We start from the raw sequence: 19,349 nt of genomic DNA, 5'->3' as shown, positions 1-19,349 counted from the left end.
CCGCGAATGGGGTACGGTGATAAACTTCATAAATGTTCATAGTATTTTTGAACGACATAAGAGGAGGAGAAACATGGATGTTCTTAGGCAACTGCAAACCTTTTTTTGGGAAAAGCGAACGTATTTATTTGTATCAATCTTGTTCCTCGCCTTAGCGACCGCACTTGGGTTGGTGTATCCGTACATGCTAAGGATACTGATTGATGACATCATTGTTCCGCGCACTTTTGAAGACGTTCCCATAATTGCCTTGACTGTGTTAGGTGTAGTGATTTTGAAAGCGGGAATGCAATTCTTACACGGTTTTTTTGGAGGACGCTTGGGTAACTTCCTGGCGTACAGACTTCGTAACGCATGTTATGAAAAGCTTCAATTTTTATCCTTCCGTTATTATGATACGGCCAAGACAGGTGATCTGATGTCCCGCCTCACGGGAGATTTGGAAGCCATCCGTAACTTTATCGGATTTGGTTTCGCCCAGATTCTCAACATGGTTTTGATGGTCGTATTCGGCGCAATCATGATGATGACCATGAGTTGGCAGCTTACGCTGTTCACACTCATATGCATCCCATTACTCGCCTTCGTTGCGCTGAGATTCGAATCCAAAATTCACCCTGCGTTCCAGGAGATGCGACTTGCGCTCAGCTCACTGACGACAGCGGTACAGGAGAATATCACTGGCGTGCGTACGGTAAAATCCTTTGCACGTGAGCCTTATGAAGTGGAGAAATTCTCCACACGTAATGAGCGTTACAAGACGAATCAGATTCATGCTGCAACATTGTGGAGTCGCTATTTTCCGATCATGGAAATTCTTGCTTCGGTGAGTATCGTGCTGTTGCTGGTAATTGGTGGAAGAATGGTTATACAGAATACCCTGACACTCGGTGAACTCGTTGCCTTTTTCAGTTTGATCTGGTACATAATCGGTCCAATGTGGAATCTGGGATTCCATATCAACAACTACACGCAATCCAAAGCTTCAGGTGAACGGGTGCTCGAACTGCTCAATACGCCAGTGGATGTGGAAGAAACGCAAGATCCGGTCATTGTGGAAGCAGACCAGGTGAACGGCCATGTGACATTCGAATCCGTTACCTTTGCTTACGGCAATAAAATGCCAGCGGTAACCGATATTAATTTTGATGCTGCACCGGGTTCTGTAATCGGTTTCCTCGGGGGCACAGGGTCGGGTAAATCGACCATCATTCAGCTTCTGATGCGTGCATATAACGTCAACTCGGGAACGATCAAGCTGGATGGCAAAAATATCAAAGATATAGGCATTCGCAGTTTGCGGAGTCAGATCGCTTCTGTTTTCCAGGAAACATTCCTGTTCTCATCCAGTATTCGCAATAATATTTCTTACGGACTTAAGAATGTTACCATGGATGAGATTATCCGTGCAGCCAAGCTGGCCAAGGCTCATGACTTCATTATGGAGTTCCCGGACGGATATGACACAGTGGTGGGTGAACGCGGCATGGGATTATCGGGTGGACAGAAACAGCGGATTGCGATCGCAAGGGCTTTGCTGAAAAATCCGAAAATTCTGGTACTTGATGATGCAACCAGCGCCGTGGATATGGAGACGGAACATGAGATTCAATCCGGTTTCCAAGAAGTTATGCGCGGTAGAACCACATTTATTATTGCACACCGTATTTCATCTCTGCGGCACGCAGACGAGATTTTGGTGCTGGATGAAGGTCGCGTGGTACAACGCGGCAAACATACCGAACTCATTGAAGTGCCTGGACCATACCAGGATGTTTATAAAATTCAATATGCAGATTATATTGCCCGCGGGAAGCGGGAGGTTGGGGAGCAGGTGAATTCATGAGTGCCGAAACGATAGCAGACAGGCGCGAGGCCAAAGGGGCCTCTGAGAAGAAACTGAATGAACGATTTGTGTATCAGGATGATGAAATTATTGAAAAACCGTTTAACTGGAAAGAATTTGGACGTTTATTTGCCTACATGAAACCTTATGCGAAACAACTGTTGCCGCTCGTTATTCTAATGATGATTCTGGGTACCATTACGAAATTGTCTGTACCTTTTCTGATCAGTCTGGCGATTGACCGGGCCATCGCACCTGCAACAGGGTTGCCAAGTATGACTATGCTTTATATTATCGCAGGCTCCATTTTGTTGTTGTACCTTGTTCAATGGGCTGCCAATACGTACCGGATCAAACTGACCAACATTATCGGACAGCGCGTTATTTATGACCTTCGCTCGGATCTGTTCAAGCATATCCAGAAGCTGTCCTTTAACTTTTTTGACAAAAGACCGGCGGGTTCCGTACTGGTGCGTGTGACGAATGATATTAACTCCCTTCAGGATCTGTTCACCAACGGTGCAGTTAACGTCATGATCGACTGCGTACAGCTGCTCGGGATTATTGTGATCTTGCTGTTAATCAACTGGAAACTGGGGCTTGCCGTAATTATTACGGTGCCTATCATGTTTATTATCTCAACCAAGCTGCGGGTGCTGATCCGTCGTGCCTGGCAGGATGTGCGCATGAAGAACTCCCGGATTAACTCTCACTTGAATGAATCCATTCAGGGGATTCGCGTGACGCAGGCTTACACACAGGAAAAAGAGAACATGAAGTATTTTGACAACATGAATCTGTCCAGCAAAAAGTCATGGGATAAAGCGTCAGCGATGAACCAGGGCTTCGGACCACTGATCGAGATTACCGGCGGATTCGGGACTTTGATCCTCTTCTGGTTTGGTGCCTATCTGATTCAAAATGACCAGTTGACTGTGGGATTGCTTGTGGCTTTTGCCAACTATGTCGGCAACTTCTGGGACCCGATCAACCGTCTGGGACAGATGTACAATCAGCTTCTTGTTGCCATGGCATCTTCGGAGCGCATCTTCGAATTCATGGATGAAAAGCCAAGTATCGCAGATAAGCCAGGTGCCAAGCCACTTCCTTCTATTAAAGGAGATATTGCGTTCGAAAATGTGGTGTTCGAATACGAGAAGGGCAGACAGGCGTTAAAAGGAATCAGCTTTTCGGCGGCTGCGGGACAATCGATTGCACTTGTCGGTCATACCGGATCAGGTAAAAGTACGATCATCAATCTGATCAGCCGATTCTATGACATATCCGGTGGGCGTCTCACCATTGACGGACAGGATGTGCGGGATGTAACCGTAGAGAGTTTACGAAGCCAGATCAGCATTGTATTACAGGATACCTTCATCTTCTCGGGTACCATTCGTGACAATATTCGATTTGGACGACTGGATGCAACGAATGAAGAAGTGGAGGAAGCGGCCAAAGCAGTCAATGCACATGAGTTCATCATGAAACTGCCTGGCGGATATGATACTGAGGTAGAGGAACGCGGAAACGTATTATCCATGGGACAGCGACAATTGTTATCCTTTGCCCGTGCGCTCCTTGCCGATCCACGCATATTGATCCTGGATGAGGCTACAGCCAGTATCGATACGGAGACAGAGCTTAAAATCCAGGAAGCATTGAAGGTGCTGCTACAGGGAAGAACGTCATTTATGGTCGCTCACCGTCTCTCCACCATCCGGAATGCAGATAACATTATCGTCCTGGATCATGGTGAAATTAAAGAAGAGGGCAACCATGAGCAGCTTATTCAAAAACAAGGCGTTTATAATGGGTTAATTGAAGCTCAATACAGATTCTTGTGATGAATTTCTTGGACGTCTGTGAAGCGTCTGAACACATATGAACTTATAACACTCTGGCGTTCTATAGCCTGATCCTTCAATAATAAGTACATCTTATGTATTGAAGACAGGTTAGAAGATAGCCGGAGTGTTTTTTTAATCTTTAGTTAGTGTGGTATGTTATATTTTTAAAGAATGAAATCAGTACAATCGTTTATTGTCTGGAGGGAGATCATGCAGATGGACAACAACGAAATAAATTCAAAGCATTTTGATCACCTGGATCATATGAATTTCAGGCTCATTCATGTGAATTACACAAGTGATCCTGCGACGGAGTGGATTCTGAGGAAACACTTCATTGAAACATACATGTTATTATTTGTTGCCAGTGGGCAAGGGTGGTTAAAGATAGATGGAAGTTTCGTCGAATTAAAGGCGGGCGGGCTGTACATAGGTTTCCCAGGGCAGCTGGTTGAGGCAAATGTGCATTCGTTGGATGAACGAGGTGTGTATCATATGAGTTTTGATGTTATGTACACACTGGAGCATGAGGGTGGAACAGCCCTTGATATGATGAAACAATTTTTGCGTAATGAATTGAATGGTGAGGTCAGCTCATCTTCACCCGTTGCTGTCGGCGTCATCTGTCAGATGATTTACCACCACACATTGAAGAAGGATGGCTTGCAGAGGTACTATGGCCAGATTCGTTTTCAGGAACTGTTGTATACCATGTTTTACGATGTGTCCTGTGCAGATAAGGCGGATCTGGCCTCACCAGTTGAACATGTTAAAGAATACATGGAGCAGAATTACTCCAAGAGATTAAACATTGAGGAATTAGCAAATGTGGCACGCATGAGCCCTCGACACTTCATGCGTTTATTCAAGAAAAGATATGGCTACAGTCCAGTGGACTATTTAACTCTATATCGAATTAAACAAGCCCAGATCTTAATGAGAAATGATCACAGTTATCGCCTCAAGGATGTGGCATCGTACGTGGGTTATCAGGATGAGACGTATTTCCGGCGTAAATTCAAGCAAATCTCTGGTGTTCCGCCAGCAGCGTTTATACGTAATAGCAAACAAAAAATTGCTGCTGTTCATTCCCTCAGCATAGGTATACTGTTGGCATTGCAAATCATTCCCTGTGCAGCACCAGCAAGTCATCCATGGACATACTATTATAGACGTAAGTATGAAACGGACAAAGTTATGCCTCTCGCAGAGAGTGAGACGACCTGGCTGGAACAGCTTCGATTAGTTAAGCCTGATTATATTATTACGATCGGGGCTGAGGCTGAGGCTCTGCAAAGTCAGTTTCATTCCATTGCTCCTGTATGTAACCTCTTGTGGGAAGAAGGGGATTGGAGAGAACATTTGAGAGTTGTTGCGAGCTTTTTGGACCGGTCAGATATTGCAGAGGTATGGCTTCAAAGGTATGAAGTGAAAGCAACGATCATAAAGGACCAGCTTGCGGATTTTATACGAAAAGACAGATTGGTTGTACTCAAAGTTTATGGTGAAGAGTTGCAGTTATTAGGCCCCAGGAGCATTGCTTCCGTTTTTTACGTTGATATGCAGATGGTGGGTCCTGAAGGAATTGAGATTTATTGGGAACGGGGCACAGTGAGCATTAGGGAGTTGTCAGTTCTCAACGTTGAAAGAATATTGCTGATTGCGGGTGATGATGAGACATCCAGACAGAAATGGTCTGCTGTGCGTAAGTCTGCAGAATGGCTTGAGTTGTCAGCGGTACAGAATGGCAGAATGGACATCCTCTTATCGAGCGTCCTGATGGACTACACTGCGTTTACCCATGAGCTTATGTTGGATGAAATATTAAAGTTATGGCAAGATCGTCCATAGCAAAAAGTCTGAATAGTCAATATCATGCTTGAACATATTTTATTATACTACTCCTATGTCACACTGATAATGATAATTATTATTGATTAGACATTGTCATATATTACTGAGCTATAGGGGGTACATACAGAATGCGATACAGATGGTTAACCGTAATATGCACAATGATGTTGATGCTTGTTATGTCGGCTTGTGGGACAGCAGGCAAAGAAGCATCCATGAGCGAGGGACAAAAAGCCGGTACCGGCAGTTCTTCAACAACAGAAGCAAGTCAGAAAAAAGTAAACACGGAAATGGGAGAAGTTGAAATCCCCGTAAAGCCACAAAAAATAGTTGGTTTGTCCGTTGTATATCCAGAATTTTTATATTCGCTTGGCATCGTACCTATTGCCGTACAGAACTACCATGAGGATTTTCCTTCTTACCTGGATGAACCATTCGCAAACACGATGAAAATGGGAATAGGAAGAACGCCTAATTTTGAAGCCCTCATGGAGGCAGATCCGGATTTGATTATCGCTCCTGACTGGTGGTCTAAAAAGGACTATGATCAGCTTACTCTGATTGCACCTACGGTACTTTTGCCACAGCGTGATGATTGGCGCGATGAACTGCGGGACATTGCCAAAATTCTGGACAAAGAAGATCAGGCAGAAAAGGTTATTCAGGATCTGGTAGTGAAGGAGAAAGTAGCTGCTGACAAGTTACACAATCTGATTGGTGATGAGACTGTTCTCTACATCAGAGTGATGGAAAAAGAAATCGTACTTCACGGGGAGAATCTTGACCGAGGAAACTTCGTCCACAAACGATTGGGAATGAATCCACTTCCTAATTTTCCAAAAGATCAAACTGCCATGTCCGTATCCTTGGAAGTATTACCTGAATACGACGCAGATCATCTGATTGTTCAGTTGGATGATGAGACTAACCCGGAAATAAAAAAGAAGTTTGAAGATATGTTATCGACGTCGTTGTGGAAAAATCTGAAAGCAGTCAAAGAGGACCAAGTGTACATGGTGGGTGGAAAAGAATGGTTCAATCTGGGCATGTCTCCGCTTGCCGATGAATATGTAATTGAGGATATCGTGACTGCTTTTGAAGAAAAAAATAACTAAAGCCAACGGTTCATGTTATACGTATCTCTAAATTCACTACTAAATAACAGGATGTGTCCAAAATGAATAAGGAAGAAGAAATCTATGACTTAACCATCATCGGAGGCGGACCAGCCGGATTGTATGCGGCTTTTTATGCAGGAATGCGTGATATGAGAGTTAAGATCATTGAAGGCAAAGACCAACTTGGTGGTTTTCTGCATACTTATTCCGAAAAAACCATTTGGGATGTGGGTGGCCTGCCACCAATGAAGTGTTCAAAGTTGATTGAGTATCTGGTTCAGCAGGCGAATACCTTTGGTCCAACGGTTGAATTAAATTGCAAAGTAGATCGATTCGTCAGACTGGATAACGAGATTTTGGCTCTGTATACGGCTGAAGGCGATATACATTATACGCGTACAATCATTGTTGCAGTAGGCCGCGGTATCGCAGAAACGCAGAAATTGGAGCTGCAGGGGCCAATCGAATGTGAATATGAGAACCTTCATTACACCGTACAAAATCCAGAACATTTTTCCGGGAGGCGGGTACTCATTTCGGGTGGAGGAAACAGTGCTGTAGACTGGGCAATTGAACTTGCTAATGTAGCTCGCAGCGTAGTCGTAATCCATCGGAATAAGGAGTTCCGCGCAATGGAACGAAATGTAAGCGAGATGCACAACATAACGGATGTGAGAACACCATATAACATCACGCAGCTTCATGGTGATGGTCGAAACATCCGGAATGTTGTGATTACCCATATGGAGATTCAGAACAATGTGGTGTTGGAAGTGGATGAAATCGTCATTAGTCATGGATATAAAAGTAATTTAAGTGATTTGGCCAGCTGTGGGCTGAAGATGGACGATGGAATGGTTCTAATGAGCCACCATGCAGAGACGAACCTTCCGGGTGTTTTTGCAGCAGGAGACTGTTCGACCCATGAGAGCAAAGTCAGACTCATTGCAGGTGCCTTCAATGACGCAATTGTGGCAGTCAATAGTGCGAAGCAATATCTGAAGCCTGATGCACCCAAGATGGCTTATGTTTCTTCCCATAATGAAATCTTCAGAGAAAAAAATCGGCAACTCCCAAGTTCATAAACTTGGGAGTTGTTTGCATATTCAGATTTGCCGGAGTATTAAAATATACACACTTAACATTTCCTTAATTCTGGGAGGAATGGAAGGAGTATCGAATCTGTGAGCGGTAATTGTAAAATTTGATCGAAAAAACACAAAAAATCTTGTAAAATTCACAAGAAAAATAGGGAGCACTCTTGCAATCTTTAACCAAAACCCCGAAAATAGAGAGACAGATATAGAAGATTTCTCTTTGGGAGGATTGGAAAGAACATGTGGGGTGCTCCTTATACGGCTCAAGCCAAAAAAATGCTGCTATTAGGCAGTGGAGAATTGGGAAAAGAGGTCGTTATTGAGGCTGGGCGACTGGGAGTAGAGACGATCGCTGTTGATCGTTATGAGAACGCACCTGCAATGCAGGTCGCACACCGGTCTTACTGCATCGACATGCTGGATGCGGAAGCTTTGAAACAGTTGATCCGTAAAGAAAAACCTCATTACATCGTGCCTGAGATTGAAGCTATTGCAACAGAAGCACTACTGGAGCTTGAGGAAGAAGGATTTTGTGTAGTACCTACTGCCCGAGCTGCACGTCTAACCATGGATCGCGAAGGCATCCGTCGTCTTGCAGCCGAACAATTGAAACTTCCGACAGCTGATTACCTTTTTGCGGACAGCCTGGAACAACTTCAGGAAGCCGTACGTGAGCTTGGCACACCTTGTGTCATTAAACCATTGATGAGTTCTTCCGGCAAAGGGCAGAGTGTATGCCGAACACCGGGCGACGTGGAGGATTGCTGGAACATTGCTCTTTCGGGGGCTCGTGGCAAATCCGTTCGTGTTATCGTGGAAAGCTTTGTGCAGTTTGACAGTGAGATTACATTACTCACCGTTAGGTCTGTATCAGGCACCGTATTTTGTCCTCCGATTGGTCATATTCAGAAGGATGGGGATTATGTCGAATCCTGGCAGCCTCATGCGATGACTCCTGAGCAATGGCAACAGGCTTGTTATATTGCCAAATCCGTTACGGATGAACTCGGCGGTTATGGACTATTTGGAGTGGAACTGTTCCTGACTCCGGATGGTGTTGTGTTCAGCGAGGTATCTCCTCGTCCACATGACACAGGTATGGTTACAATGGTGACGCAAGACAGTTCCGAGTTTGCGCTGCATGTACGTGCAATTCTTGGTTTTCCGGTCACAGGTGTACATCTGTTGACACCGGGAGCTTCAGCAACGCTGAAGGCTAATAATGAAACATCTGACTTTACTATAGGCGGGATTGAAGAGGCATTGGCTCTTCCTCGTACTCAGATTCGTGTATTTGGCAAACCTGAGACCAAAGTAGGACGCCGAATGGCTGTAGCGCTAAGTGCTGGTCAAGATGTGGAAGAAGCTCGTAAAACAGCGGTACAAGCCGCTAATATGCTGAAAGTGGAGGTAAATCATGTCCAATAATGTTGAGGCCCCTGTACTGATGATCCGAGAGTGTGAACTGCGAGATGCTGAAGCGGTAACGGGACTGATGCGAGAGGTCAGCTATCCGACAACAGCCAATGTCATGAAAGAACGCATTGAATGTTTGGAAACCAACCCCAATGCATGCATGCTTGTTGCCGAAGTGGATGAACAAATTATTGGTGTGATTGGCTTGCAATGTGTGCAAAGTCATGCCTATCCAGAACCTGCCGCACAAATTACTTCCCTAATCGTAGGTCAAGAACATCGTGGTGGTGGTATTGGCCGTCGTCTGATGGCTCGTGCCGAAGATTGGGGCAGACAGCAAGGTGGTAAACAGCTGTTTGTCACGGGTGCGAACCGTGAAGTAACTTCAACAACGTACTCTTTTTATGAGCACATTGGTTTTCAGAAGAGAGGCTATCGGTTCAGTAAAGTTCTTCTATAGTATAAAAAGGTTCTTTTTATAGTATGCAAAATTCTCATTATATCCTGATCTGCACCTTCTGGTGTCGTGAATGATAAATAGATGGTGAAGCGGCATTCGACTAGCATTTTTAGTCTGAATGTCTTTTTTTTTTATGCTTTTTGTAGGCTGGATAGAGGAATGCAGGACACGCCCGCAGTACGATCTGAAACAATCTAAAAAATGACAAAAAAGTTACTTTTCCATATTTTATAGGTTCACAATCTCCTGTTGAATTGATATACTGCTAGAGTATTAATTACAAAGTTGTAATAACTAATCTTAAGGAGATGAATGAATTTGAAAAAGAAATGGATGAAAACTGTCGTAACGAGTAGTCTGACAGCCGTACTGGCCGTAGGTGTAATGCTTCCTGCTTCCGCGTCTGCTGCAGATTCAACATATAAGACTGTCACCACTTACAAAATTACAAGTACAGACAGCTTGAAAGCGTATCTGGAGAAATGGCTCAAACAAAATGGATACACTGTATCCGAAGGTCAAATCGTAGAGAAGCCTGCTACGCAGCCTGACCAAACGACCAAACCGGCTGAGCCGACAACAAAACCAGCCCAACCAACAACTAAGCCTGAACAACCGGCAACAAAACCTGAGCAACCGACAAAACCGGCTCAACCGGTTCAAGAAGAAAAACCGGCAACGACACCGGCTAAAGATCCTTCAAACGCAGGTAACACAGGTAATACCGGTAACAATACAAGTAATAATGGTAGCGAAAGCACACAATCTGACTTTGCTACGCAAGTTGTGAAGCTTGTGAACGCTGAGCGTGCCAAAGCAGGTCTGAGCGCACTGACTTCAGATGCTCTTCTGGACAAAGTAGCTGTTGCCAAAGTAAAAGATATGAGCAACAATAACTATTTTGATCACCAGTCACCTACGTATGGTTCTCCGTTTGATATGATGAAACAATTCGGAGTAACTTACAGCTATGCAGGCGAGAACATTGCCCAAGGTCAAAAAACACCACAAGAAGTTGTTACTGCTTGGATGAATAGTGCAGGACATCGTGCAAATATTCTGAGCAAAAACTTTACGCACATTGGTGTAGGTTACTACAATGGATACTGGGCTCAAGAGTTTATCGGTAAATAAGCTTTATTAATGAAGTAATTATATAGTTATGCTCCGTAAGGTTATACCAGCACAGATGAAATCTGTGTACGGTATAACCTTTTTTTCCGTAAAGTGTCATATGGAAAATGAATTATGCGAATATAGCGCCAAGATTTGCAAATTAACGACAGAACATTTATGTTATTTAGGAATAGCCTCATTAAGGCGTGTCTGAAAACTCCGAAGGAAGCGGATTTTCAGACACGCCTTAATGTAAAGTCATTATAAATTATTAAGCACCCGGACTGGTGTATAAGAGCGGAGATGTGATGATGAAAAAGAAAAAAAGCCTTGATTCAGCACCATGGATCTGGAGGACTGTCAGTACAGTATCCATCTTGGCAACCTTGTTGTTGTTATTTGGATTTGGATACGCCATAAAAGACGTTATTTTCCCGGAGGGAGATTCCGCGTTATCCGCAGGTCAGGAGACAACTGCACCACCTAAGAATAACGAAAACGAATCGGCTGCGGTGGAAGATGGCAAGATTCGGATGGCTGTCATTGGTGATTCCCTGGCAAGAGGCACAGGGGATGATGCGGGACTCGGTTTTGTGAGACGTGCAGGGAACTTGCTCAAAGATAAAGGATATGACGTTCAGGTTCTTAATAATCTGGGTGTAAACGGTTTGAGAACGGATGCTTTATTGGAAAAACTGGATGAGCAAGGCGTGCGTTACGTACTACAGCAGTCCAATTTTATTTTACTCTCTATCGGCGCAAATGATTTGTTCCAGGGAGGGCAAGTGCTACAGGGAGAAGATCCGCCAACAGCAGAGCAGTTGGCAGCGGCTTTACCCGAAACGTCGAAACGCCTGCAAGAGATATTGAAAAAAGTAAAAGAAATCAATCCCGATGCACAGATTGCGTACATAGGATTGTACAATCCATTTGGCGATGTGAAGGAATTGGAGAAGCCAGGTAATGCAGTTGTAGCTGCATGGAACGATGCTGCCCTGGCTATTTTGAATAATGAGGACAAGATGACACTGGTTCCTACATTCGATTTATTCGAAAATCATCTGGGGGAGTATCTCTCTTCAGATCATTTCCATCCCAACGGACAAGGTTACGAGCAGATTGCCGTTCGGATTGCACAGGAATTCCAGACAGATACACCAACAGAAGGGAGCGGGAATTAAATGGCAGAGCAACAGTATGATTCCGTCCTGTCTGTACAGCATCTAAAGAAGCGGATCGGGCGCAAGTGGATCATAAAAGACGTTACATTTGACGTAAAACCTGGTGAAATCTTTGGATTTCTCGGTCCTAATGGTGCAGGAAAAACAACAACGATACGGATGCTCGTGGATCTGATCAAACCGACAGAAGGGAAAATTAAAGTCTGTGGTTACGATGTGAATCGGGACCCCGAGCGTGCTCTGAAGTATGTCGGCTCCATTGTTGAAAATCCCGAGGTATATACATATCTGACCGGATGGGAGAACCTGGAGCATTTTGCCCGCATGCAACCGGGAGTGGATAATGATCGTATTCAGGAAGTCGTGGATATTGTTCGTCTGGATCAACGCATTCACGATAAAGTCAGAACATATTCATTGGGTATGCGTCAGCGGCTTGGTATTGCACAAGCACTCCTTGGGCGGCCTCGTCTGTTGATTCTGGATGAACCGACGAATGGACTTGATCCAAAAGGCATTAAGGAACTTCGTGTCTTTATTAAGCAACTTGCGAGTGAAGGTATGGCTGTGTTTGTCAGCAGTCACTTGTTAAGTGAGATTCAGCTTCTCTGTGACAGAGTAGCGATTATCAGTGCAGGGCGTGTGCTTGCCGTTGGAGGCGTAAGCGAACTGATTGAAGATCACTCCAAGTTGGCCATATGGCACGTTTCACCACTGGAGCAAGGTAAAAAGATGTTACTGGATGCAGGTATTGCTCTGGTAAGCCGACCTGCGGATGTGATGGATGATACCATTGTTGCAGGCCTTGGACCTAACGCTGTGGTTGCCGAGATGCATGAAGAGCGAATTCCCGATCTGGTGCAGCAGATGGTTCAAGCGGGTATTCAGGTTGAAGGGGTACAGCGGATTCAGCCTACGCTCGAACAACTATTCTTAAAAATGACAGAAGGTGAATCCATTGAGTAATATCATGCCGCTGATCCGGAATGAAACGATTAAGATGGTGAAGAAAAAACGGCTTTATATTATATTTATTGTACTTGCGATCCTCGTACCGATGTTTACGTATGCCCAGATGAAATCTGCGGAGAATAATCGCGACAAGTTCGGTGGCGATTGGCGGCTTGAACTGCAACAGGCCATCACAGACAATCAAAACTCGCTCGGTAGTGATCGGGTACCTGAAGAGTACAAGAAATATAGAACCGTGTATATCCAACAGATGCAGTATTATCTCGAAAATGACATCAATCCCAAAGAACCGGGTGGTGTTACCTTTACACGGGAGTTCATGAACAATGCAGTTGGATTGTTTATTCCGCTGTTAATCATGGCCATTGCTTCAGATCTTGTTTCAGGTGAACGTACGACAGGTACGATTAAAATGCTTTTAACGCGTCCGGTTAGACGCTGGAAAGTGCTTCTGAGCAAATTAATTACGCTGATCATGTTTGTTTCGATCATCGTGGTATCAGCCTACATTATATGTTATGTCATATCGGGTGCGGTCTTTGGCTACAAAGGCTTCAACATGCCAATCTTCACAGGATTCAAGGTTGTGGGAACAGATGTCGATATGTCGGCAGTTCATGCTGTAGACCAGTGGTTGTATATGCTTATGCAGGCAGGATTGATCTGGTTTGTCAGTGTAATTGTGGCTATGCTTGCATTTATGGTATCCGTACTTGTACGGAGTACAGCTGCAAGTATTGTAATCATGATGGCTGCTCTGATTGCAGGCACAATCTTGACCAGTATGGCTGCATCTTGGCAGACAGCAAAATATCTGTTCATGGTTAACCTCGAACTTCCTGATTATTTGTCAGGCGGATTGCCGCCAATTGAGGGTATGAATTTAGGTTTTTCCCTTATTGTGCTTAGTGTTTGGGGCATTGCTTCACTCATTGTGTCATTCCTTGTCTTTACGAAACGGGATATCTTGAATTAAAATGGACAAGGATAAGAAAACATCTGTTTGCATTTTAGGCATTTTTTTAGTTGCAAGTTAAGAAGGGGGAGCATGAATGGTCGAGCAAATCGATATGTCGGCAGGTTCGACAGGCGGAGGACAGGGGTCTTCAGGCTACGACGCGGACGACATTCAAGTACTTGAAGGGCTGGTAGCGGTACGGAAACGGCCGGGGATGTACATCGGCAGCACCAGCACTTCGGGTTTACATCATTTGGTATGGGAAATTGTCGACAACGCTGTCGACGAACATCTCGCCAAATTCTGCTCCAAAATCGATATCACGCTGCATAAGGACGGTTCTATTACGGTTCAGGATAACGGAAGGGGAATTCCGACAGGTATACATAAAACAGGGATTCCTACTCCCCAGGTCGTGTTTACGATTTTGCACGCAGGCGGAAAGTTCGGTGGATCAGGATACAAAAAATCAGGCGGTTTGCACGGTGTAGGTGCGTCGGTTACAAACGCATTATCCGAGTGGCTTGAAGTCGAGATTTTCCGTGATGGCAAGATTCATCGTCAGCGATTCGAGTATTGGAAGGACAAAAAAGGGATTGAACATGTCGGAGAACCGGTGTCCGGTCTCGAAGTGTTGGGCAATACCAATCGGACAGGTACGAAAGTTACATTCAAACCGGATATTCGGGTGTTCCAGAACGGTATTCAATTTAATTATGATACATTGGCAGAACGCCTTCAGGAGATTGCATTTCTGAATTCAGGTCTGAAAATTGTGCTCAAGGACGAACGTTCGGGCAATCAGGATGAATACATGTATGAAGGTGGAGCAAGCCAGTTTGTGGCTTTTCTTAATGAAAATAAAGATGTGCTGCATGATGTTATTCACTTCTATGCGGAGAAGGATGACATTGAAGTCGAAGTGGCAATCCAGTATAACGCGGGTTATACGGAAACATTGGCTTCGTTCGTGAACTCAATCCCTACTCGGGGTGGCGGTACTCATGAGACCGGATTCAGGGCTGCGTATACCCGTGTAATGAATGATTACGCTCGTCGTACCAGCATGATCAAGGAAAAAGATAAAAACCTCGAAGGCAATGATCTGCGTGAAGGTATGATGGCCGTCATCAGTGTCAAAATGTCAGAGGTTGAGTTCGTGGGTCAGACGAAGGATCAGCTTGGGAGTGCAGCAGCACGGAGTGCAGTGGATTCGGTCGTGTCAGAGAATATTCAGCGGTTCCTCGAAGAGAACCCGCAGGTAGCGCAAACGTTAATTCGCAAAGCGGTTCAAGCCTCCAGAGCCAGAGAAGCGGCTCGCAAAGCACGTGATGATATGCGTACAGGCAAGAAACGCAGTGAAAGTTCCAACCTGAACGGCAAGTTGACGCCGGCGCAATCCAAGGATTTTACCCGAAATGAATTATTTATTGTCGAAGGTGATTCCGCAGGGGGTTCTGCCAAACAGGGACGTGACTCGAAGATTCAGGCTATTCTGCCCCTCAAGGGAAAACCGCTTAATCCGGAAAAATCGAAGCTGGCGGACATTCTCAAAAATGAAGAATATCGTGCCATTACAGCGGCGATCGGGGCGGGTATTGGAACCGAATTTGCAGTTGAAGACAGCAATTATTCCAAAATTATCATTATGACCGATGCAGATACGGACGGCGCACATATTCAGGTGCTGTTGTTAACCTTCTTTTATCGTTATATGAAGCCTTTAATTGATGCAGGCAAAGTATATATTGCTCAGCCGCCATTGTACAAACTTACTCGTAAGTCTGGTAAGCTCGCGAGCGTTCGATATGCATGGACGGATGAAGAACTGGCGAATTATATGAAGGAATTCGGTAATAATGTTGAGCTTCAACGTTATAAAGGTCTTGGTGAGATGAATCCGGATCAACTGTGGGAGACAACAATGAATCCGGAGACTCGTGCGATGCTTAAGGTACAGATTGTTGATGCAGCAAAAGCAGAACGTCGTGTATCTACGCTCATGGGTGACAAGGTTGATCCACGGAAACGCTGGATTGTAGAAAACGTCGACTTTACAGAGTACGAAGAATAGAAGGTGCTTGGAATGAGTCCATCAGAACAATTTATGCCGGCCTTTCTCGAAGAGGTCGTTGGGGACCGTTTCGGTCGCTACTCCAAATATATTATTCAAGATCGAGCCATTCCCGACGTACGGGATGGATTGAAGCCAGTACAACGGCGTATTCTGTACGCCATGTACGATTCAGGTAATACGCCTGACAAGACTTACCGCAAGTCTGCCAAAACCGTTGGAGATGTAATGGGTAATTATCATCCACATGGTGACTCTTCCATCTATGAGGGCATGGTGCGGATGGCTCAGCCATGGAAAATGGGCCATATGCTCGTGGACGGTCATGGTAACTGGGGATCACAGGATGATGACCCGGCAGCGGCAATGCGGTATACGGAGGCCCGTTTGTCGCCCATCGCGATGGAGATGCTTCGCGATATCGAGAAACGGACCGTTCTGTTTAAGGATAATTTTGATAATACAGCCAAAGAACCGGTTGTATTGCCATCCCGTTATCCGAACTTGCTGGTTAATGGTGTCAGCGGTATCTCCTCAGGATTTGCAACGGAGATTCCTCCACACAATCTGCGTGAAGTCATTGATGCTTCGATCGCTGTAATGGAGAAACCGTCAATTGAACTGGATGAGATTATGATGTTCATGAAGGGTCCCGACTTTCCAACCGGCGGGTTGATTATGGGCGGGGACGGTATTCTGGATGCTTATCGCACGGGCAAGGGACGGATCTATATCCGGTCCAAAACCGAAATCGAAAACATGCGTGGTGGCAAACAGCAGATTGTCATTACTGAAATCCCTTATCAGGTTGTGAAGTCTCGACTGGTTACAGCGATGGAGAACATCCGACTTGAGAAGAAAGTTGAAGGTATTGCCGAAGTACGTGATGAGAGCGGACGTGAAGGTCTGCGAATCGTGGTTGAACTGAAAAAAGAAGCGGACGCACAAGGTATTCTGGCTTATTTGCTCAAGAAAACCGACCTTCAGGTCACCTATAACTTCAATATGGTCGCGATTGTGAATAAAGCACCACAGCAAATGGGATTGAAATCAATTCTGGAGGCTTACATTGCCCATCAGCGGGAAGTTGTAACATTCCGTACCCGGTTTGAGTTGGAGAAAGCGGAAGACCGTGCACATGTGTTGGAGGGCTTGGTTAAAGCTCTTAACATCCTTGACGAGGTCATTGCAGCGATCAAAGCGTCGAAGAACCGACAAGATGCCCAAAATAACTTGATGTGGATGTTTGGATTCACGGAACGTCAAGCGGATTCCATCCTTACTTTGCAATTGTACCGTTTAACGAATCTGGAGATTAATTCTCTGGAGAAGGAACTTGGTGATCTGATGAAAAAGATTGCGCAGTTACGATCCATTCTGGATAGTGACCGCAAGCTCATCGGAGTCATCCGCAAGGAATTGATGGAGATTCGTGAGAAATATGGCATAGACCGTCGTTCTGCTATCCAGGGCGAAGTGGAAGAACTCAAGGTTAATCTCGAAGTGCTTGTGAATGCGGAAGATGTATTTGTTACATTATCCAAAGAAGGATACGTGAAACGTACAGGCATGCAGTCCTTTACACGTTCCGGTGGTGAACGGAGCGGAAGTGGTGTAAAAGACGGCGATTATATCGCTCAGGTTCTGGAAGTGAATACGCTGGAGAATCTGCTTGTCTTTACAAAGAAAGGTCAGTATTTCCTGTTACCTGTTCATCAGGTACCTGAATTCAAGTGGAAAGATCCAGGCACAGCCATTGTGAATGTCATTCCACTTGCGAAAGACGACCGCATTGCAAGTGTGCTTGCTGTGAAATCCTTTGAAGAACCGAATCACAGTTTGGTCTTCGTCACACGAAGAGGACAAGTGAAGCGAACGGAACTGAAGGATTATGTTACCAAACGATCCGGTGCAGTTGCGGCTTGTAAAGTGGGCAAGGATGATGAAGTGTTATCTGTACATCTAAGTACAGGTGGTCAAGATATTATGTTGATCACAAAAGAAGCCATGGCGATTCGCTTCCGTGAGGATGAGGTCAATCCTATGGGCCGTGTATCCGGTGGTGTCCGTGGTATTCAGTTGAGAGATACAGATGAAGTTGTATCCGCCCTATGGGTAGAAGGAGATGAAGGTGAAGTAGCCGTGTTGTCCGATTTGGGATACGGTAAACGTTCATTACTTCTGGATTATGCTGTGCAGAGTCGTGGAGGCAAGGGACTTGCCACATTTGAGTTCAAAGAAGGCAAACGTGTGAAACCGAATGGCAGCCGTATTGCTGGAGCATTTTATTGCAAAGAGCAACGTAATCTCACTGTAATGACCAAGGAAGGCCAAGTGCATCCGATCTCTTCGGAAGGTGTTCCGATTACTGAGCGCAAACATATTGGCAAACTGCTTGTTCCTGTGGATAAACAGGACGAGATCGTTGAACTTCTGAGGGACTTCAATGAGAATCAACCTGTTTCATCTTCATAAAAATTAAACAAATGAGACTTTTCGCAGAGCAGCTAATCCTGTCATGCGAAGAGTCTTTTTTTGTTGTTCGAAGGCGGATTAGATGATCGCATCCATGCGAAGTTTAACAACCTTCGTCGATTACGGTCGATCGCTAGGAAATTGAAAAAAGTCAGCAGGAATGCGGCTTTGGAGGGCGAAAACTTAAGCAGGTGAAGTGATAACCGGTTGCAGAGAGGAGCGATGCAAGATGTATAATTCCGATTTTGCCAAGTGCTGGTCCAGACTAACCAAAGATTATAAATTGCACATGGATCAAGAGCTGGCACCGTCATTAACGGAGGCTCAGCTGGCTGTTCTGGAGGTGCTTGAGGATCATCAGAAGATGAAACCTTCGGATCTGATTCCTTACCTGGCGACTACCCCAGCTGCCGTAACCATGCTGCTCGATCGGATGGAGAAGAATGATCTGATTCACAGGAATCGGGATAATCAGGATCGACGCATTGTCTGGATATCTCTTTCAGAGAAAGGAAGAATGGAGACTGAGCGGGGGATCACCATCCGTAATGAATTCATGAATTCTGTTCTTAGTAACATTTCCATGCATAATCAACAATTGCTCGTATATCTGTTAGGTAAAATGACAACACCCAAGACCAAAGAGCCAGCATTATCTACTTCGGTGTAATACAATGCTCATTCTTCTGAGTAACCATAGGAGTACCTGCTCGTTTCATGCAGGGACCCTATGGTTATTTTATTTACAAATTACATATGATACACATTGTGTCCAGCTTAGTTGATTAATTATTAAAGGCATGCTTTTAACACAGTTAGTATGTATAAATATTATTTTAGTATTTCATATGTAAAGAGTTGACTATGTAAATATTTTTGTTATAATAAATAATTGTTCCCCTGATATTTCGTGTACGAAATATTATATTCCA

General features: G+C 44.8%; 14 protein-coding genes. All 14 read left to right on the top strand.

Annotation, left to right across the window (positions count from 1 at the left end):
• Window positions 1-73 precede the first annotated feature (73 nt).
• The 14 genes from ACTHPG_RS13015 to ACTHPG_RS12950 all read left to right on the top strand — a co-directional run bounded on the left by ACTHPG_RS13015 (window position 74) and on the right by ACTHPG_RS12950 (window position 19,087).
• Window positions 74-1,846, top strand: a complete 1,773-nt coding sequence (locus ACTHPG_RS13015; protein ID WP_440389799.1) for an ABC transporter ATP-binding protein — start codon at window positions 74-76, stop codon at window positions 1,844-1,846.
• Entirely contained in the window at window positions 1,843-3,693 is a 1,851-nt protein-coding gene (locus tag ACTHPG_RS13010; RefSeq protein ID WP_440389797.1) for an ABC transporter ATP-binding protein, read from the top strand. Before ACTHPG_RS13015 ends, ACTHPG_RS13010 begins: the two co-directional genes overlap by 4 nt.
• Before the next feature lie 213 nt (window positions 3,694-3,906).
• The gene (locus tag ACTHPG_RS13005; protein ID WP_440389795.1) at window positions 3,907-5,547 is read left to right on the top strand and encodes a helix-turn-helix domain-containing protein; all 1,641 of its coding nucleotides are present in this window, start codon (window positions 3,907-3,909) and stop codon (window positions 5,545-5,547) included.
• A 131-nt stretch (window positions 5,548-5,678) separates the two neighbouring features.
• The gene (locus ACTHPG_RS13000) at window positions 5,679-6,665 is read left to right on the top strand and encodes an ABC transporter substrate-binding protein (RefSeq protein WP_440389793.1); all 987 of its coding nucleotides are present in this window, start codon (window positions 5,679-5,681) and stop codon (window positions 6,663-6,665) included.
• Between the two features lie 62 nt (window positions 6,666-6,727).
• Complete coding sequence (locus ACTHPG_RS12995) at window positions 6,728-7,753, top strand: NAD(P)/FAD-dependent oxidoreductase (protein ID WP_440389791.1); 1,026 nt, start codon at window positions 6,728-6,730, stop codon at window positions 7,751-7,753.
• 252 nt (window positions 7,754-8,005) lie between these two features.
• Window positions 8,006-9,193, top strand: a complete 1,188-nt coding sequence (gene purT / locus ACTHPG_RS12990) for a formate-dependent phosphoribosylglycinamide formyltransferase (protein WP_440389790.1) — start codon at window positions 8,006-8,008, stop codon at window positions 9,191-9,193.
• On the top strand, window positions 9,183-9,641 hold the full coding sequence (locus ACTHPG_RS12985) for a GNAT family N-acetyltransferase (RefSeq protein WP_253438357.1): 459 nt from the start codon (window positions 9,183-9,185) through the stop codon (window positions 9,639-9,641). The genes purT and ACTHPG_RS12985 overlap by 11 nt, the downstream gene beginning before the upstream one ends.
• A gap of 318 nt (window positions 9,642-9,959) precedes the next feature.
• Window positions 9,960-10,775, top strand: coding sequence for a CAP domain-containing protein (locus ACTHPG_RS12980; RefSeq protein ID WP_440389788.1), 816 nt, complete (start codon window positions 9,960-9,962; stop codon window positions 10,773-10,775).
• A gap of 293 nt (window positions 10,776-11,068) precedes the next feature.
• Window positions 11,069-11,938, top strand: coding sequence for a GDSL-type esterase/lipase family protein (locus ACTHPG_RS12975; protein ID WP_440389787.1), 870 nt, complete (start codon window positions 11,069-11,071; stop codon window positions 11,936-11,938).
• Window positions 11,939-12,904 carry an ABC transporter ATP-binding protein gene (locus ACTHPG_RS12970; RefSeq protein WP_440389786.1) on the top strand — a complete coding sequence of 322 codons (966 nt, stop codon included), beginning with the start codon at window positions 11,939-11,941 and terminating at the stop codon, window positions 12,902-12,904. It begins immediately after the preceding gene.
• Entirely contained in the window at window positions 12,897-13,886 is a 990-nt protein-coding gene (locus ACTHPG_RS12965) for an ABC transporter permease (RefSeq protein ID WP_440389785.1), read from the top strand. Before ACTHPG_RS12970 ends, ACTHPG_RS12965 begins: the two co-directional genes overlap by 8 nt.
• Window positions 13,887-13,962: 76 nt before the next feature.
• The gene (gene parE, locus ACTHPG_RS12960) at window positions 13,963-15,942 is read left to right on the top strand and encodes a DNA topoisomerase IV subunit B (RefSeq protein WP_440389784.1); all 1,980 of its coding nucleotides are present in this window, start codon (window positions 13,963-13,965) and stop codon (window positions 15,940-15,942) included.
• A 12-nt stretch (window positions 15,943-15,954) separates the two neighbouring features.
• Window positions 15,955-18,417: a DNA gyrase subunit A gene (gyrA, locus tag ACTHPG_RS12955; protein WP_440389783.1), complete on the top strand. Its 2,463-nt coding sequence runs from the start codon at window positions 15,955-15,957 to the stop codon at window positions 18,415-18,417.
• A 229-nt stretch (window positions 18,418-18,646) separates the two neighbouring features.
• Entirely contained in the window at window positions 18,647-19,087 is a 441-nt protein-coding gene (locus ACTHPG_RS12950) for a MarR family winged helix-turn-helix transcriptional regulator (protein WP_421891008.1), read from the top strand.
• Window positions 19,088-19,349 lie beyond the last annotated feature (262 nt).

The organism is Paenibacillus sp. SAF-068, from assembly GCF_051967555.1.
In the GTDB taxonomy this organism is placed as follows: Bacteria; Bacillota; Bacilli; order Paenibacillales; family Paenibacillaceae; genus Paenibacillus.
This window is presented reverse-complemented; position numbering and strand designations above follow the sequence as displayed.

Excerpts from the sequence above, each read along its gene's own strand:
- ACTHPG_RS12995 (WP_440389791.1), top strand. The coding sequence starts at position 6,728 with ATGAATAAGGAAGAAGAAATCTATGACTTAACCATCATCGGAGGCGGA.
- ACTHPG_RS12950 (WP_421891008.1), top strand. The coding sequence starts at position 18,647 with ATGTATAATTCCGATTTTGCCAAGTGCTGGTCCAGACTAACCAAAGAT.
- ACTHPG_RS12970 (WP_440389786.1), top strand. The coding sequence starts at position 11,939 with ATGGCAGAGCAACAGTATGATTCCGTCCTGTCTGTACAGCATCTAAAG.
- ACTHPG_RS13005 (WP_440389795.1), top strand. The coding sequence starts at position 3,907 with ATGCAGATGGACAACAACGAAATAAATTCAAAGCATTTTGATCACCTG.
- ACTHPG_RS13015 (WP_440389799.1), top strand. The coding sequence starts at position 74 with ATGGATGTTCTTAGGCAACTGCAAACCTTTTTTTGGGAAAAGCGAACG.
- purT (WP_440389790.1), top strand. The coding sequence starts at position 8,006 with ATGTGGGGTGCTCCTTATACGGCTCAAGCCAAAAAAATGCTGCTATTA.
- gyrA (WP_440389783.1), top strand. The coding sequence starts at position 15,955 with ATGAGTCCATCAGAACAATTTATGCCGGCCTTTCTCGAAGAGGTCGTT.
- ACTHPG_RS12975 (WP_440389787.1), top strand. The coding sequence starts at position 11,069 with ATGAAAAAGAAAAAAAGCCTTGATTCAGCACCATGGATCTGGAGGACT.
- ACTHPG_RS12985 (WP_253438357.1), top strand. The coding sequence starts at position 9,183 with ATGTCCAATAATGTTGAGGCCCCTGTACTGATGATCCGAGAGTGTGAA.
- parE (WP_440389784.1), top strand. The coding sequence starts at position 13,963 with ATGGTCGAGCAAATCGATATGTCGGCAGGTTCGACAGGCGGAGGACAG.
- ACTHPG_RS13000 (WP_440389793.1), top strand. The coding sequence starts at position 5,679 with ATGCGATACAGATGGTTAACCGTAATATGCACAATGATGTTGATGCTT.
- ACTHPG_RS13010 (WP_440389797.1), top strand. The coding sequence starts at position 1,843 with ATGAGTGCCGAAACGATAGCAGACAGGCGCGAGGCCAAAGGGGCCTCT.